This window comes from Pseudomonas sp. KH_017, from assembly GCF_057840285.1.
This window is the reverse complement of sequence record NZ_CM174509.1, coordinates 3,742,036-3,757,212: the sequence shown is the minus strand read 5'-3', so window position 1 is coordinate 3,757,212 and position 15,177 is coordinate 3,742,036. Positions and strand designations below refer to the sequence as shown.

General features: G+C 62.2%; 16 protein-coding genes. 4 read left to right on the top strand and 12 right to left on the bottom strand.

Annotation, left to right across the window (positions count from 1 at the left end; all coding sequences use genetic code 11):
* Window positions 1-48: 48 nt before the first annotated feature.
* The 6 genes from yghX to AC3IT6_RS17050 all read right to left on the bottom strand — a co-directional run bounded on the left by yghX (window position 49) and on the right by AC3IT6_RS17050 (window position 7,258).
* The gene (yghX, locus tag AC3IT6_RS17075; protein ID WP_489351361.1) at window positions 49-936 is read right to left on the bottom strand and encodes a YghX family hydrolase; all 888 of its coding nucleotides are present in this window, start codon (window positions 934-936) and stop codon (window positions 49-51) included.
* A gap of 160 nt (window positions 937-1,096) precedes the next feature.
* On the bottom strand, window positions 1,097-1,498 hold the full coding sequence (locus tag AC3IT6_RS17070; protein ID WP_489351359.1) for a heme-binding protein: 402 nt from the start codon (window positions 1,496-1,498) through the stop codon (window positions 1,097-1,099).
* 19 nt (window positions 1,499-1,517) lie between these two features.
* Window positions 1,518-2,735, bottom strand: coding sequence for a glycolate oxidase subunit GlcF (gene glcF / locus AC3IT6_RS17065; RefSeq protein ID WP_489351357.1), 1,218 nt, complete (start codon window positions 2,733-2,735; stop codon window positions 1,518-1,520).
* A 3-nt stretch (window positions 2,736-2,738) separates the two neighbouring features.
* Window positions 2,739-3,803 carry a glycolate oxidase subunit GlcE gene (gene glcE / locus AC3IT6_RS17060; RefSeq protein ID WP_489351355.1) on the bottom strand — a complete coding sequence of 355 codons (1,065 nt, stop codon included), beginning with the start codon at window positions 3,801-3,803 and terminating at the stop codon, window positions 2,739-2,741.
* On the bottom strand, window positions 3,803-5,302 hold the full coding sequence (gene glcD, locus AC3IT6_RS17055; protein WP_489351353.1) for a glycolate oxidase subunit GlcD: 1,500 nt from the start codon (window positions 5,300-5,302) through the stop codon (window positions 3,803-3,805). Before glcD ends, glcE begins: the two co-directional genes overlap by 1 nt.
* A 192-nt stretch (window positions 5,303-5,494) precedes the next feature.
* Entirely contained in the window at window positions 5,495-7,258 is a 1,764-nt protein-coding gene (locus tag AC3IT6_RS17050; RefSeq protein WP_489351351.1) for an L-lactate permease, read from the bottom strand.
* Window positions 7,259-7,437: 179 nt separating this feature from the next.
* Here AC3IT6_RS17050 and AC3IT6_RS17045 point away from each other — a divergent pair, with 179 nt between their 5' ends.
* Complete coding sequence (locus AC3IT6_RS17045; RefSeq protein ID WP_489351349.1) at window positions 7,438-7,674, top strand: hypothetical protein; 237 nt, start codon at window positions 7,438-7,440, stop codon at window positions 7,672-7,674.
* Window positions 7,675-7,712: 38 nt separating this feature from the next.
* On the opposite strand, the gene AC3IT6_RS17040 is transcribed toward AC3IT6_RS17045, so the two are convergent.
* Window positions 7,713-7,973, bottom strand: coding sequence for a hypothetical protein (locus AC3IT6_RS17040; RefSeq protein ID WP_223448659.1), 261 nt, complete (start codon window positions 7,971-7,973; stop codon window positions 7,713-7,715).
* A 377-nt stretch (window positions 7,974-8,350) separates the two neighbouring features.
* Between AC3IT6_RS17040 and AC3IT6_RS17035 the strand changes: the two genes are divergently transcribed.
* The gene (locus AC3IT6_RS17035; RefSeq protein ID WP_489351346.1) at window positions 8,351-9,415 is read left to right on the top strand and encodes a hypothetical protein; all 1,065 of its coding nucleotides are present in this window, start codon (window positions 8,351-8,353) and stop codon (window positions 9,413-9,415) included.
* A 17-nt stretch (window positions 9,416-9,432) separates the two neighbouring features.
* Entirely contained in the window at window positions 9,433-9,786 is a 354-nt protein-coding gene (locus AC3IT6_RS17030; protein ID WP_489351344.1) for a DUF1428 domain-containing protein, read from the top strand.
* Window positions 9,787-9,800: 14 nt separating this feature from the next.
* Here AC3IT6_RS17030 and AC3IT6_RS17025 read toward each other — a convergent pair whose 3' ends face one another.
* Window positions 9,801-9,995: a hypothetical protein gene (locus AC3IT6_RS17025; protein WP_056727280.1), complete on the bottom strand. Its 195-nt coding sequence runs from the start codon at window positions 9,993-9,995 to the stop codon at window positions 9,801-9,803.
* A gap of 122 nt (window positions 9,996-10,117) precedes the next feature.
* On the opposite strand from AC3IT6_RS17025, the gene thpR reads away from it, so the two are divergent.
* Window positions 10,118-10,660, top strand: a complete 543-nt coding sequence (gene thpR / locus AC3IT6_RS17020) for an RNA 2',3'-cyclic phosphodiesterase (RefSeq protein ID WP_489351342.1) — start codon at window positions 10,118-10,120, stop codon at window positions 10,658-10,660.
* 239 nt (window positions 10,661-10,899) lie between these two features.
* On the opposite strand, the gene AC3IT6_RS17015 is transcribed toward thpR, so the two are convergent.
* From AC3IT6_RS17015 to potA, 4 genes are all read right to left on the bottom strand, one after another.
* On the bottom strand, window positions 10,900-11,997 hold the full coding sequence (locus tag AC3IT6_RS17015; protein ID WP_489351340.1) for a polyamine ABC transporter substrate-binding protein: 1,098 nt from the start codon (window positions 11,995-11,997) through the stop codon (window positions 10,900-10,902).
* A 190-nt stretch (window positions 11,998-12,187) separates the two neighbouring features.
* Window positions 12,188-13,072 carry an ABC transporter permease subunit gene (locus tag AC3IT6_RS17010; protein ID WP_489351338.1) on the bottom strand — a complete coding sequence of 295 codons (885 nt, stop codon included), beginning with the start codon at window positions 13,070-13,072 and terminating at the stop codon, window positions 12,188-12,190.
* Window positions 13,069-13,983 (bottom strand): ABC transporter permease subunit, encoded by a 915-nt coding sequence (locus AC3IT6_RS17005; protein ID WP_489351336.1) that lies wholly within the window; start codon window positions 13,981-13,983, stop codon window positions 13,069-13,071. Before AC3IT6_RS17005 ends, AC3IT6_RS17010 begins: the two co-directional genes overlap by 4 nt.
* On the bottom strand, window positions 13,980-15,122 hold the full coding sequence (potA, locus tag AC3IT6_RS17000; RefSeq protein WP_489351334.1) for a polyamine ABC transporter ATP-binding protein: 1,143 nt from the start codon (window positions 15,120-15,122) through the stop codon (window positions 13,980-13,982). Before potA ends, AC3IT6_RS17005 begins: the two co-directional genes overlap by 4 nt.
* Window positions 15,123-15,177: the final 55 nt, after the last annotated feature.

Below are 15,177 nucleotides of genomic sequence, written 5' to 3'. Positions count from 1 at the left end.
AGCGGGCTTGCTCGCGAAGAGGCCAGTCCTGCTGCCCTCAACCTCTGGTCAAACCAGATACTTGCGAAACCACTCCAACGTCCGTTCCCACGCCAGCTTGGCCGCCGCCTCGTCATAACGCGGCGTCGAATCATTGTGAAAACCATGATTACAGCCAGGGTAGATATAGGCCTCATAGGTCTTGCCCCCGGCCTTCAACGCTTTCTCATACGCCGGCCAGCCTTCGTTGATCCGCGTGTCCAGTTCGCCGAAGTGCAGCATCACCGGTGCCTTGATCCGGGGCACTTCCTCGGCCGTTGGCTGACGGCCATAGAACGACACGGCGGCCCCCAGTTCCGGATAGGCCACGGCGGCGGCGTTGGTCACGCCACCGCCGTAGCAGAACCCGGTGATGCCGACTTTTCCAGTGGCGGCAGGGTGTTTCATCATCCACTCTACGGCGGCGAAAAAGTCGTTCATGAGCTTTTCCGGGTCGACCTTGGCCTGAAGCTCGCGGCCCTTGTCGTCATTGCCGGGATAACCGCCGACCGAACTCAGGCCATCCGGGGCCAGGGCGATGAAACCGGCCTTGGCCAGACGCCGGGCCACGTCTTCGATGTACGGGTTGAGCCCACGATTTTCGTGCACGACCACCACCGCCGGCACCTTGCCGGTGGCCTTGGCCGGACGCACCAGATAACCGCGAACCTGGCCGTGGCCCTTGGGCGAGGGGTAGGTGATGTATTCGGCAATGATGTCCGGATCGGTGAACTCGACCTGCTCGGCCAGCGCATAGTTGGGGCTTAGCGCGGCGAGCAGGGCTCCAGCGGTCAAACCGCCGAAGGTAAACAACGCCGCGCGGTCGAGAAACTCTCGGCGGTTGATCTTGCCGTGGGCGTAGTAGTCGTACAGCTCCAGCAGTTCAGGGGCGAAGTCTTTGGCAGTTAGACGGGTCATTGCTGCAACTCCTCATAGAAGGTTGAACACGGACCCTGTGGGAGCGGGCTTGCTCGCGAAGGCGGAGTGTCATTCAAAATAGATGTCGATTGGTCTGCCGCCATCGCGAGCAAGCTCGCTCCCACAGGGATCTATGGTGGATGTTTGGTATGCATTCTGTTCATTTCAGGCTCTGCGCCCCGGCCTTGGCCACTTGCGCATCCTGTTCGGGCTTGACGCCCGACACGCCGATGGCACCAATCACCTGGCCATCGAAGACAATCGGTACACCACCCTCAAGCGAAGTCAGCAAGGGGGCTGAAAGGAAAGCGTAGCGCCCGGCGTTGACCATGTCTTCATAGCTTTTCGATTCGCGCCGCCCGAGGGCGGAGGTGCGTGCCTTTTCGGTGGCGATATAGGCGCTGGCGGGCGCACAGCCGTCGAGGCGTTCCAGGGCCAGCGGGTGGCCGCCGTCATCGACGATCACGATGGTCACGGCCCATTGATTGGCCTGTGCCTCGGCGTGGGCGGCGGCGAGGATCTGGCCGATTTCGTTCAGACTCAGAACGGCTTTGCTGTTCATGGGCATCTCCAGGGTTCGGTTAAGGCAGGGCGGCTTCGACCAGTTCGATCCAGTGCCGCACCGGAGTTCGCCCCGCGCCGTCGAGGTGCGACTGGCAGCCGATGTTGGCCGTGACAATGACCTCGGGATGGCCGCTTTCCAGGGCGTTGAGCTTGTTGTCGCGCAGTTGCCGCGACAGTTCGGGCTGGGTCAGCGAATAGGTGCCCGCCGAACCGCAGCACAGGTGTCCGTCGGGAACGGAGGTCAGGTTGAAACCGAGTCCGGTCAGCAGCGCTTCCACGGCACCGCCGAGTTTCTGCCCGTGCTGCAAGGTGCAGGGGCAATGGAAGGCCAGGCGTTGCGAGGCGTGGATGCCGAGCTTTTCCAGCGGCTCGTCGCGCAACACCTCCACCAGGTCCCGGGCCAGCGCACTGACCTTTTTCGCCTTGTCGGCATAGGCCGGGTCACTGGCGAGCAGATGGCCGTAATCCTTGATGAAGGCGCCGCAACCGCTGGCCGTCTGCACAATCGCTTCGGCACCTTTTTCGATGCCCGGCCACCACGCGTCGATGTTGCGCCGGGCGCGATCGAGACCGGCGGCCTGGGCGTCCAGGTGGTAGTCCACGGCGCCGCAGCAACCGGCTTCGCGGCTCGCGATGACGCTGATCCCCAACCGGTCCAGCACCCGCGCCGCCGCGGCATTGGTGTTGGGCGACAGGCTGGGCTGCACGCAACCTTCGAGCATCAGCACCTGACGCTCACGCAGGGTCGTGGGTCGCGGCTTGGCTGGGTAGACATTGCGCGGCAATTTGCTTTGCAGGGTGCCGGGCAGCAGCGCGCGGAACACCTGACCGCTATTGACCAGGCTCTTGAACAGCTCTGGATGGGGCAAGGTCTGCCGCAACCCCTCACGCAACAGGCGCTGACCGAGCGGGCGCGGCACCGCCGCATCGACCACCGCCCGCCCGATGTCCAGCAGGTTGTGGTAATCGACGCCCGACGGGCAGGTGGTTTCGCAGTTGCGGCACGACAGGCAGCGATCCAGGTGCTGTTGGGTCTTTTGCGTGACGTCGTTGCCTTCCAGCACTTGCTTGATCAGGTAGATGCGGCCCCGCGGTCCGTCCAGTTCATCGCCGAGCAATTGATAGGTCGGGCACGTGGCATTGCAGAAGCCGCAGTGCACGCAGGTGCGCAGGATGCTTTCGGCTTCTGCGGCGCGGGGCAGTTGACTGGCGCTTTCACTCAAGGTCGTCTGCATGGTTCAAAGCTCCGCGTACAGGCGTCCGGGGTTGAAGATGCCCCGTGGATCGAGTTGTTGTTTCAGGTTGCGGTGATAACGCATCAAGGCCGGGGGCAGCGGATGGAACGGGCTGTCGGTCAGGCCGTGGCTGAAGCAAGTGACATGGCCGCCGACCTCGTCGACGACCTGGCGGATGTACGCTGCATCGGCATCGGATTTCAGCCAGCGCTGGGCGCCCCCCCAGTCGATCAACTGGCGCCCCGGCAGCGCCAGGAGCGGTGTGTTGTGTGGCAGTGACAGGCGCCAAAGCGGTTGGTCTTGATCGAAGAAACTCAAGCGCTGTTCGTTGAGATCGTCCCACCAGCAAGCCTCCAGCCGCTCGCCCCCGAGGCGCTCATGGGCCGCCGCCACCGATCCCTCACCGCCCTCCAGCCGCAGGTGCAGGCGTGAACCGTCGTGACAGGCCGCGCTGATCGGCAACGGCTGCTGGCCCCATTCCGCCAGGCGCAACAAGGCCCGTTCGGCGTCCATTTCCAGGCTGATGCTTAAGGCTTGCCGGGGTTTTGGCAGCACTTTGAGGGAAACTTCGGCGATCAGCCCGAGGCTGCCGTAACTGCCGGCCATCAGGCGCGACAGGTCGTAGCCGGCGACGTTTTTCATCACCTCGCCACCGAAGCGCAACAGTTTGCCGTGCCCTGTGATCACCCGCGTGCCAAGTATGAAGTCCCGCACCGAACCGACCCACGGGCGCCGTGGCCCGGACAACCCGCAGGCGATCATGCCGCCGACGGTGGCGCCGTCGCCGAAGGAGGGTGGTTCGCAGGGCAGCATCTGTTGCGCGGCATCCAGCACCTGCGCCAGCTGCGACAACGGCGTGCCGCAACGGGCGGTGATTACAAGTTCAGTCGGGTCGTAACTGACGATGCCCCGGTGCGAGCGGGTATCGAGAATTTCCCCGGCCGTGGTACGGCCTAGAAAAGCTTTGCTGTTGGAACCCTGGATGCGCAACGGCGTGGCGTTTTCCAGCGCCTGATTGACCTGTTCCAGCAGTGACTGGCTGTCATCGAAATCTTCAGGGCTGCGCATCAGAAACGCTCCAGCTCAGGGAAGGGCAATTGACCGCCATGTATGTGCATGGCACCGAATTCGGCGCAGCGGTGCAGGGTCGGAATGTTCTTGCCGGGGTTTAGCAGGCCACCGGGGTCGAAGGCGGCCTTGACGGCATGGAACAGGGTCAACTCATCGCTGTTGAACTGCGCGCACATCTGATTGATCTTCTCGCGGCCCACGCCGTGTTCACCGGTGATGCTGCCGCCGACTTTCACGCACAACTCCAGGATCCTGCCGCCCAGGGCTTCGGCTCGGTCAAGTTCACCGGGTTGATTGGCATCGAACAGGATCAGCGGATGCATGTTGCCGTCGCCGGCATGGAACACGTTGGCCACCCGCAGGCCGTATTCGTTCGAGAGCTCGGCGATGGCCTTCAGCACGCCGGGCAGTTCGCGGCGGGGAATGGTGCCGTCCATGCAGTAGTAGTCCGGCGACAGGCGGCCCACCGCCGGGAACGCATTCTTGCGCCCGGCCCAGAAACGCACGCGCTCGGCTTCGTCCCTGGCCTGGCGTAACTCGATGGCGCCGGCCTGTTGCAGCACCTGGCGCACCCGCTCGCAGTCATCTGAGACATCGGCTTCAACGCCGTCGAGCTCGCACAGCAGAATGGCCTGGGCATCCACCGGATAACCGGCGTGGATGAAGTCCTCGGCGGCGCGGATCGCCAGGTTGTCCATCATTTCCAGGCCGCCGGGGATGATGCCGGCGGCAATGATGTCGCCGACGGCGCGCCCGGCTTTTTCCACGGAATCGAACGCCGCCAGCAGCACTTTGGCGGTCTGCGGCTTGGGCAGCAGCTTGACCGTGACCTCGGTGATCACCCCGAGCAGGCCTTCGGACCCGGTGAACAGCGCCAATAAGTCGAAACCGGGGGCGTCAAGGGCGTTGGAGCCCAGGCTGAGGTGCTCGCCATCGACGGTGAGGATGTCGACCTTGAGCACGTTGTGCACGGTCAGGCCGTACTTCAGGCAGTGCACGCCCCCGGCATTTTCCGCGACGTTGCCGCCGATGGAGCAGGCGATTTGCGAGGATGGGTCCGGCGCGTAATACAGGCCGAAGGGTGCCGCCGCCTGGGAGATCGCCAGATTGCGTACACCGGGCTGAACCCGCGCAGTACGGGCGGCAGGGTCGATGTGCAGGATGTTGTTGAAGCGCGCCATCACCAGCAGCACGCCTTTCTCCAGGGGCAGCGCACCGCCGGACAACCCGGTGCCGGCGCCACGGGCCACGACGGGGACGTGCAGTTCATGGCAGACCCGCAGCACCCCCTGGACTTCGTCGATGTATCGGGGCAGCACCACCAGCATCGGCGTGGTGCGATAGGCCGACAATCCGTCGCATTCGTAGGGCTTGAGTTCCTCCCGATGATGCAGGACTTCCAGATTCGGCAAGCGGGTTTGCAGGGCCTGCAACAGCGCCTGTTTGTCGACGTCCGGCAAGGCGCCGTCAACGCGTTCATCGTAGAGAATGTTCATCGGTTCATGACTCCCGCTGGAGGCCACTGACCTTCATCATTGGCCTGATACAGCCGACTGTCCATTGGGATGTTTGTCTGCACGACGGACCATGTGGGAGCGGGCTTGCTCGCGAAGGCGGCGACACATTCAACACAACTGTCGCCTGACACACCGCCTTCGCGAGCAAGCCCGCTCCCACAAGGGGTCGATTTAATGCCCGCCCACCACCATATGGCTGAACGGCGCGACGTAGGCCTGCAGCGTCACCAGGCCACCGACCAGGATCGCCAGCACTATCGAGTGGAAGAACACGTAGCGCAGGATTTCCCCTTCATGGCCGTACCAGCGGGTGGCGGTGGAGGCGACCACGATCGACTGGGCGTCGACCATCTTGCCCATGACCCCGCCGGAGCTGTTGGCGGCGGCCATCAACACCGGGCTGATGCCCAACTGCTCGGACGTCACCCGTTGCAAGCCGCCGAACAGCACGTTGGACGCCGTGTCCGAGCCGGTCAGCGCCACGCCGAGCCAGCCGAGCAGGGTGCCGAACATCGGGTAGAAAATGCCCGTCGCGGCGAAGGCCAGGCCCATGGTCGCGTCCAGGCCCGAGTAGCGCGTGAGGAAGCCCAGCGCGAGCATCGCCGCAATGGTGATCAGCGAATAACGCACCACCCACAACGTGTGCAGGTACTGGTGAATCAGTTGCGGGATCGAATACCCCATCAGCAAGCCGCCGACAATCGCCGCCAGCAGAATGCCGCTGCCAGTGGCGGTGAACCAGGTGAACTTGTACACCGCTTCTTCGGTCTTCGGTGCGGCCACCACGGGCGGGACTTTCTCGACCTGCAAATGCAGGGTGGTGAAGGTCACGACTGGCGCAAACAGCGGGTTCGCCTCGCGCATCGGTTTGCCCTGCGGATCGAGCTTGGCGGCACTGGTTTGCGGGTCGATGGCAGGGCGGGTGTCGAAGGTGTTCTTGAAGCCCTGGGTGCCCCAGATGAACACGAAGACCGTGAGGATGAGCCACGGCATCCACGCCCGCATCACTGCCGGTTTTGCCTCATTGGCAAAGGTTGCAGTGGGTACAGGCTTTTCGTCGTGCTCGGCGTCGATCTTCGAGTTGTCGTCGCGGCCGGACAGGGCGGCGGAAGTGTGTACGGTGGCCGGTTTCCACACCTTGAGGAAACCGGTCAGGCAGGCCATGGAAATCAGCGCGGCGATCACATCCACCAGCATCGGCCCGTGATAGTTGGATACCAGGAACTGCGGCACGGCAAAGCTGACCCCGGCCACCAGGATCGCCGGCCAGATTTCCACCATCTTGCGCCAGCCGGCAAAGGCCCAGATCAGCCAGAACGGCACCAGCACCGAGAAGAAGGGCAACTGCCGGCCGACCATCATCGACAGTTCCATTTCATCCAGCCCGGTGACCTTGGCCAGGGTGATGATCGGCGTGCCGAGGGCGCCGAACGCCACGGGGGCGGTGTTGGCGATCAGCGCCAGCCCTGAAGCGGCGAGCGGCGAAAACCCCAGCCCGATCAGGATCGCCCCGGTCACCGCCACCGGTGTACCGAAACCGGCCGCGCCTTCGAAAAACGCCCCGAAGCAGAAGGCGATCAGCAGCAATTGCAGGCGCCGGTCATCGGTGATGCGCGCCAGGGAGTCTTGCAACACCTTGAACGAGCCGTTCTCGGTAGTCAGGCGGTGCAGGAAGATGATGTTCAACACGATCCAGCCAATCGGCAGCAGGCCGTTGGCCGCACCGAACAGCGCCGCCGAACCTGCCATGCCCGCTGGCATGCCGAAGGCGAAGATCGCGATCAGCAAGGCCGAGACCAGGGCGAGCAACGCCGCCAGGTGCGCCTTGATATGGAAAAACGCCAGGGACGCCAGCATCACCACCACCGGCACAGCCGCCATGAGCGTTGAAAGCACCGGGTTACCGAACGGATCGTAGACTTGTTGCCAGACCATGTTCCACCTCTGCATTTTATTGTTGGACGTGCAGATCCCCTGGGGGGAGGTGGCTTTCAGTATAGGTGGCATTGCGCCGCTGTCAGGGCTGGCCTCCGGTCCTGCCAATCGGCGCATTTGCGAGGGCTGAGCTAGCATGGCCAGTAGGGTTTTAATTCAGTCAGGGGAGCAATGCAGTCATGACCGAGCGCCATATGGAGCACAAGGAAACGCTATCGAACGGATGCAGCATCAAAGTCACAGCCGAGATATTGAAAGACGGTTCGTTGGGCATGTTCATCGGCATCTATCGGCCGGACGGCACCGTCATCGATGAAAACCACGACCCACGGCCGCACATGCTGGACATGGAGGCGGCGATGGATTGGGGGATTGATATTGCCAAGGGGATTGGCAATAGCCAGCGAACGTTGTGAGCGGTTGCCGCCCGTGCCCGGGCGACCGGCGGTCGGTGTCAGAATCCGAACGAACGGGCCGAGCCTTTTGCCAGTTCGACATCCAGCAAATGCTCTACCAGCACGTCATTCAAAAACCGGAACTGATCATTGAGCCCGACCACTTCGTTGCTGAAGTGATGATCGGCTGCCGGGATCAGCAACGCCTCGAAATTTTTGTCGAACATCAGAGTCAACTCTTTACGTGACTCGAATTCCTGCGCGTAGAAATTGTTGCCGAACACCGGAAAACCCACGGCGAGGGTGACGGTGTGAATCATGATGTTTGCTCCTCGCTCAGGACGTACCAGGCAAACACACTCAATGTGAACGCCGTCAGGGCCAGGCAGGTCAGCAGATGGATCAGCATGATGTTCCCCTCCGATTCGGGGTTTCGTGTTGGCTTGGGATCGATCCTACGCTGACGGCGTTCAAGCGGAAGGCAATCGCGGCGATGGTGAATATCGACGCAAGTGATGGTGCAGTTTGCGTTGTCTGCTCTGGCCCCATCGCGAGCAGGCTCGCTCCCACAAACCGATTCACTGTGGGAGCGGGCTTGCTCGCGAAGGCGGCCTCAAGGGCGCCGCCACCTATACTTGAATCATGGGTTTCGAGTGTCGGGCATTCCGCCCGATGCACACTGCAGGAAGTCGCGATCTTGAGCCTGCGTTCGCTGATCATTGCCGTACTGGTGGTGTTGGCAGGGTGCGCCACACCGCCGCGTGCGCCGGTGGAAGTGGCGCCGGTCATCGTTTCAGAGAGCACCTGGCAACAAGTGGACCGGGAGATTGTCGCCGCGTCGCAGTCGGCCACCGAGCAGACCCGAATCTACGCCCGCGGCGCCATGGATTACTGGCGCACACGGGTCTATGAATTGACCGAACAGAATTTCATTCCGTGGTTCAGCAGTTACTGGACCCAGGAATGGCTGTCGATGAAGGTCAGCTGGTACACCCTCAGCGCCAAGGGCGAGCAGGACGCATCGGAAAAACGTCTGGCGGCATATCTGCTCGAAGCCTATCAGGAGAAGGTCCTGGCCCCGGTAGCGGTGGAAATCGATCCCGATGCGATTCTCGGCCTGGCAGCGGCGTTCTACGTCGACATCCTCAAGGAAGATCTACAGAAGATCTCCACCCGCCACGGCGTGCCGATGGCCCAGCTCAACGGGCGCATCCAGAAAATCCCGGCCATCGCCCTCGGGCCGCCGCCGGCGCGGGACGCCTCGTTGTACCAGATCGTGCACACCGAATCGCTGAACACCTTGCCGGCCTTCGCCGCGCTGATCGACAAAATCCACAAGGCCGGCGGCGACAGGGGTGTAGGCTCGACCGACACCGCGATGGCGCCGGTGGCCAGGCGCGCCAGCCGGCGGATGGAAGCCGAGATGGCCCCGCGCGGGGCCGCCAGCGCCGTGGCCGCGGCAGCCGGGAGACTCGCCGGTGGCTTGATCACGGTCGGGGTGGCGGGCATTCGCGCACTGATTCAGGCCAATGACCGGCCCGACAGCGAGGCGCTGATCCGCAGCAGCCTGGGTAATACCTTCGACAAGGCTTGGCTCAAACTGGTGCAGAACCCGACCAGCGGCGTCATGGCCGGCACGCTGTACATGGCGGGGCAGATCGAAGGCAGCTTGGCGGAGCGCACTGCACCGCCGGTCGGTTTGAGCGCCGGGACTGTCGATTGGACGCCAGCGCAATCGACTACCCAGCAGAACACCCCATGACCCAAGGAGAAATACTCATGTCTTACGTCGATGGTTTTATCGCTGCCGTACCCTCCGCCAACCGCGGGCAATACATCAAGCACGCCGAAATCGCCGCCTCGATCTTCAAGGAAAACGGTGCCTTGAGCGTGGTCGAATGCTGGGGCGAGGATGTCCCGGAAGGCAAGGTCACCTCGTTTCCAATGTCGGTGAAGCTCAAGGAAGGCGAAACCGTGGCCTTTGGCTGGATCGTCTGGCCGGACAAGGCCACCCGCAATGCCGGGATGGACAGGATGATGCAGGACCCGCGCATGAAGCCGGACGTCAATCCGATGCCCTTCGACGGCCAGCGCATGGTCTACGGCGGGTTCGAAGTACTCCTCAAGGTCTGACGCCGCACGCGGGATCACTCCGGCGTCGGGGTGATCCTGCAACTCTTGCGCTGGCGGATTTCGTCGTCCGTCGGCCGCTCGCGGATGAACTCGAAGCGCGGTTCACCTTCGCTGTAATGCACCAGCCAGCCCCATTCCAGCTTGAGCTCATCCTGGCCGGGCTCGGGCGGTCTGGCCCACCATGGTTCCTTGCTGATGATCTGTCGCATGGCCCCCTCCGGTTTTTCGGGATGCTGAAACTATAACCTGCATGCCCCTCGGCGCCACAAATACGCTGGTCGGCAAGCGGGTGTTGAGTACACTCAAGCAGTCTTCCCAGGAGGTGCCCGGCATGAACGACGAATCCCGCGAGCCGTTCAAGCGTCTGTTCTTTGCGCTGAACTGCGCCCCGACCCAGCGCCGGGAGATAGCGCAGTGGCGCAGTGCGCTGCAACTGCGCAACGGACGGCCGGTGCCGGCGGAAAACTTTCACCTGACGCTGAAGTTCCTGGGGGCGGTGGGCGTGGCGCAGATTGCCGAGATCTGCACCGCTGCGGCGTCGATCCGCACACCGGGCGAGCGCCTGACGGTGGTGCTGGACCGGCTGGATGTGTGGCGCCGGGCAGGGGCGCTGGTGCTCGCGCCGCAGCAGGCACCCCCGGCATTGCTGCGCCTGGTGTATGCCCTGGAACAGGCGATGTTGCCGTTCGGCCTGGAGCAGGCCCCAAGGGAATACCGTCCGCACCTGACCCTGGCGCGGGACTATCGGGCGCCGGTGCCGGAGTCTGCAACGGTGCCGGAATTCTTCTTGCGGGCTGATCGGTTCACCCTGTTCGAATCCCACAAGGGACGCTATCGGGCGCTGGCCGAATGGCCTTTGATTGATCCCCAGTAAAAAAGGCGCCCGAGGGCGCCAAAATTCACCTGAACCGAGGAAGCCAGGTGAGGCCGTTCTACTTGCAGGAGAGGCAGCGGTGGTAAGGCGCTGCGTGAACGGAAAGTGTTGAACCCCCACCGATCAACTGTGGGAGCGGGCTTGCTCGCGAAAGCGGTGTGCCAGCCAGCATTGATGTGGAAGCTGATGGCCTCTTCGCGAGCAAGCCCGCTCCCACATTGGGTAGGTGGGGTTCTGGATTATTGGCCCAACTTCACCTTGGTCCAGCCACGGGTCATGACCCGCTGGACGGCAATCGGCTGGTCCGGCACGGCATAGAGCGTGGCCATCACCGCTTCCGGCGGGTAGGAGCCCGGATCGTTGCGGATCGCTTCATCGACCAGTGGCGTGGCCGCAGCGTTCGCGTTGCTGTAGCCGATGTTGTTGGTGATGTCGGCAATCACGTCGGGGCGCATCAGGAAGTTCATGAACAGGTACGCGTTCTCGACGTTGGCGGCATCACGCGGCATGGCGAGCATGTCGTAGAAACTGGCGGCGCCTTCTTTCGGGATGCTGTAGTCGATCTTCACCTTGTCCCCGGCTTCCTGGGCGCGGGCCTTGGCCTGCAGCACGTCACCGGAGTAACCGACGGCCACGCAGATGTTGCCGTTGGCCAGGTCCGAGATGTATTTCGAGGAATGGAAGTACGCCACGTTCGGGCGAATCTTCATGAACAGCGCCTGGGCTTGGGCGATGTGCTGTTTGTCCTGATCGTTCACCGGGTAGCCCAGGTAGTGCAGGGCGGTCGGGATCATTTCAGTCGGCGAATCGAGGAAACTGATGCCGCAAGCTTTGAGCTTCTCGGCGTTTTCCGGTTTGAACAGCAGGTCCCAGGAGTTGGTCGGGGCGTTGGCGCCGAGCACTTCCTTGACCTTCTGCGGGTTGAAGCCGATGCCGATCGAGCCCCACATGTACGGGATGGCGTGGGCGTTATCGGGATCACTGGCGGAGGCGTTTTTCAGCAGCACCGGGTTGAGGTTTTTCCAGTTCGACAGCTTCGACTTGTCCAGTTCCTGATAGACGCCGGCCTTGATCTGCTTGGCCAGGAAGCTGTTGGACGGCACGACGATGTCGTAGCCGGATTTGCCTGCCAGCAGGCGCGCCTCAAGGGTTTCGTTGCTGTCGAAGACATCGTAGGTCACCTGGATGCCGGTCTCGTCCTCGAACTTCTTGACGGTATCCGGGCCAATGTAATCCGACCAGTTATAGACGCGCAGAACCTTGTCATTGGCCTGGGCGCCAGTGGCGATTGCGCCCAATAAGGACAGTGTCAGCAGAGTCCTGCCAAACATTTTCATCGGTACAACTCCATTTCTTTTTTATTCAAAAACACATAGCAAACATTTGTGGCGAGAGCGCTCCTTTGTAGGAGCGAGCTTGCTCGCGAAAAACACAAGGACGCCGCGTTAATTCAGACAGCCCACGTCATCGTTTACGTCCATCGTCGGATCGCCGCCCGGAGCAAGCTCGCTCCTACAGGGGGCGGCACTAAGCCGTCGCTCCTGCCATTTGCTTTTCAGGTTGCTGCCAGGATTCGCTGGCGGTCTGGTCCATGGCTTCCTGGATCGCGCGCTTACGGCTGGCTTCAGCGCGGCGGCTGAAGTACCAGACCATGAAGGTCACGATGGACACGGCCAACAGGATCAGGCTGGCCACGGCGTTGATCTCGGGCTTCACGCCCAGGCGCACCGCCGAGAACACTTCCATCGGCAGGGTCGTGGAACCCGGGCCGGAGACGAAACTCGCCAACACCAGGTCATCCAGCGACAGGGCGAACGACATCATGCCGCCCGCTGCCAATGACGGCGCGATCATCGGAATGGTGATCAGGAAAAACACCTTGAACGGCTTCGCACCCAGGTCCATGGCCGCTTCTTCGATGGACAGGTCCAGTTCACGAAGGCGGGCGGACACTACCACCGCCACGTAGGCGGCACAAAACGTGGTGTGGGCGATCCAGATGGTGACGATGCCACGCTCCATCGGCCAGCCGATCAACTGCGCCATGGCCACGAACAGCAGCAACAGCGACAGACCGGTGATCACTTCAGGCATCACCAGCGGCGCGGTGACCAGGCCACCGAACAGCGTGCGGCCCTTGAAGCGCGTAACGCGGGTCAGGACGAACGCGGCTAACGTGCCTAGTGCGACTGCTGCGATGGCGGTGTAGCAGGCGATTTCCAGCGAGCGCAGCACCGAACCCATCAACTGGCTGTTGTCGAGCAAACCGGCGTACCACTTGATCGACCAGCCGCCCCACACCGTCACCAGCTTGGAGGCGTTGAACGAGTAGATCACCAGGATCAGCATCGGCAGGTAGATAAACGACAGGCCGAAAATCAGCATGAACTTTGAAAATCCGAAGCGTTTCATCCCCGTGCCTCCATCTCTTTGGCCTGGCTGCGGTTGAACAGCAGAATCGGCACAATCAGGATCAACAGCATCACCACCGCCAGGGCGGACGCCACCGGCCAGTCGCGGTTGTTGAAGAACTCTTGCCACAACACACGGCCGATCATCAGGGTTTCCGGGCCGCCCAGCAGTTCCGGAATCACGAACTCACCGACCACCGGAATGAACACCAGCATGCAGCCGGCGATGATGCCGTTCTTGGCCAGCGGCACGGTGATTTTCCAGAAGCTGTTGAAGGTGCTCGAACCCAGGTCCGATGCGGCTTCCAGCAGGCTCTGGTCATGCTTGACCAGGTTGGCGTACAGCGGCAGCACCATGAACGGCAGATACGCATACACCACGCCGATGTAGACGGCGATGTTGGTGTTGAGGATCTCGATCGGCTGCGACGTCAGCCCGGTCCACATCAGGAACCCATTGAGCAGGCCGTTGTTGCTGAGGATGCCCATCCACGCGTAAACGCGGATCAGGATCGCGGTCCAGGTCGGCATCATGATCAGCAGCATCAGCACGTTCTGCGCTTCCTTGCTGGCCTTGGTGATGGCGTAGGCCATCGGGAAACCGATCACCAGGCACATCACGGTGCTGAAAAACGCCACCTTCAACGAACCCAGGTAGGCGGACAGGTACAGCTCATCCTGGCCCAGCAGGGTGTAGTTGCCGATGTTGAGCAACAGCTGGAATTTCTGCTCGGCGAAGGTGTAGATCTCCGAGTAGGGCGGAATGGCCAGGGCCGCTTCCGAGAAGCTGATCTTCATCACCAGAAAGAACGGCAGCATGAAGAACAGGAACAGCCAGATGAACGGAATCCCGATGACCAACTTGCGCCCGCTGGGGACCCACCTCAGGAATTGCTGATTGAAGGTTTTCATGCGCGCAGTACCACGCCGCTGTCGTCTTCCCACCACACGTAGACCTGATCGTCCCAGGTCGGTCGTGCTCCACGGCGTTCGGCGTTGGCCATGAACGACTGGACGATCTTGCCCCCAGGCAGCTCGACGTAGAACACCGAGTGGCCGCCAAGGTAGGCGATGTCATGCACCTTGCCGCTGGACCAGTTGTAGCGGTTCTCCGGCTTGACGGTGCTGACCAGCAGTTTTTCCGGGCGGATCGCGTAGGTGATCGACTTGTCCTGCACCGACGTGCTGACGCCGTGACCGACGTAGATCTTCTGCTCCAGATCCGGGCTGTGGATGATCGCGTGACCTTCCAGGTCCTCGACCACGGTGCCGTCGAAGGCGTTCACGTTGCCGATGAATTCGCAGACCATGCGGCTGACCGGTGCTTCATAAATGTCCACCGGGCTGCCAATCTGGGCGATCCAGCCCAGGTGCATGATCGCGATGCGCTCGGCCATGGTCATGGCCTCTTCCTGGTCGTGGGTCACCATCACGCAGGTCACGCCGACGCGCTCGATGATCTCCACCAGCTCCAGTTGCATTTGCGAGCGCAGCTTCTTGTCCAGGGCGCCCATCGGTTCGTCGAGCAGCAGCAGCTTCGGACGCTTGGCCAGGGAACGGGCCAGGGCCACGCGCTGACGCTGGCCGCCGGACAGTTGGTGCGGCTTGCGCCTGGCGTACTGGGTCATGTGCACCAGACGCAGCATCTCCTGCACCCGGGCTTCGATTTCGGCCGCTGGCAAACGGTCCTGCTTGAGGCCGAAGGCGATGTTCTGCGCCACCGTCATGTGCGGGAACAGCGCGTAGGACTGGAACATCATGTTGATCGGTCGTTCGTACGGCGGCATGTCGGTGATGTCGACACCGTCGAGCAGAATCCGGCCTTCGGTCGGGCGCTCGAAACCGGCGAGCATGCGCAGCAGGGTCGATTTGCCGGAGCCGGAACCACCGAGCAGGGCGAAGATTTCACCCTGATGGATTTCCAGGGACACATCGTCCACGGCGGTGGTTTCGTCGAACTTCTTGGTGACGCGATCGATTTTCACCAAGACCTTTTTCGGTGCCTGGTGACCCTCAAGAGCCTTCCTGTAGATGCTGGAGGCGTTTGCCATGTGAAACTCCCAACAGGTTTCAGTCGCCCGGCCAACACGGCCCGGCTTAATAGTG

Excerpts from the sequence above, each read along its gene's own strand:
- yghX (WP_489351361.1), bottom strand. The coding sequence starts at position 936 with ATGACCCGTCTAACTGCCAAAGACTTCGCCCCTGAACTGCTGGAGCTG.
- AC3IT6_RS17070 (WP_489351359.1), bottom strand. The coding sequence starts at position 1,498 with ATGAACAGCAAAGCCGTTCTGAGTCTGAACGAAATCGGCCAGATCCTC.
- glcF (WP_489351357.1), bottom strand. The coding sequence starts at position 2,735 with ATGCAGACGACCTTGAGTGAAAGCGCCAGTCAACTGCCCCGCGCCGCA.
- glcE (WP_489351355.1), bottom strand. The coding sequence starts at position 3,803 with ATGCGCAGCCCTGAAGATTTCGATGACAGCCAGTCACTGCTGGAACAG.
- glcD (WP_489351353.1), bottom strand. The coding sequence starts at position 5,302 with ATGAACATTCTCTACGATGAACGCGTTGACGGCGCCTTGCCGGACGTC.
- AC3IT6_RS17050 (WP_489351351.1), bottom strand. The coding sequence starts at position 7,258 with ATGGTCTGGCAACAAGTCTACGATCCGTTCGGTAACCCGGTGCTTTCA.
- AC3IT6_RS17045 (WP_489351349.1), top strand. The coding sequence starts at position 7,438 with ATGACCGAGCGCCATATGGAGCACAAGGAAACGCTATCGAACGGATGC.
- AC3IT6_RS17040 (WP_223448659.1), bottom strand. The coding sequence starts at position 7,973 with ATGATTCACACCGTCACCCTCGCCGTGGGTTTTCCGGTGTTCGGCAAC.
- AC3IT6_RS17030 (WP_489351344.1), top strand. The coding sequence starts at position 9,433 with ATGTCTTACGTCGATGGTTTTATCGCTGCCGTACCCTCCGCCAACCGC.
- AC3IT6_RS17025 (WP_056727280.1), bottom strand. The coding sequence starts at position 9,995 with ATGCGACAGATCATCAGCAAGGAACCATGGTGGGCCAGACCGCCCGAG.
- thpR (WP_489351342.1), top strand. The coding sequence starts at position 10,118 with ATGAACGACGAATCCCGCGAGCCGTTCAAGCGTCTGTTCTTTGCGCTG.
- AC3IT6_RS17015 (WP_489351340.1), bottom strand. The coding sequence starts at position 11,997 with ATGAAAATGTTTGGCAGGACTCTGCTGACACTGTCCTTATTGGGCGCA.
- AC3IT6_RS17010 (WP_489351338.1), bottom strand. The coding sequence starts at position 13,072 with ATGAAACGCTTCGGATTTTCAAAGTTCATGCTGATTTTCGGCCTGTCG.
- AC3IT6_RS17005 (WP_489351336.1), bottom strand. The coding sequence starts at position 13,983 with ATGAAAACCTTCAATCAGCAATTCCTGAGGTGGGTCCCCAGCGGGCGC.
- potA (WP_489351334.1), bottom strand. The coding sequence starts at position 15,122 with ATGGCAAACGCCTCCAGCATCTACAGGAAGGCTCTTGAGGGTCACCAG.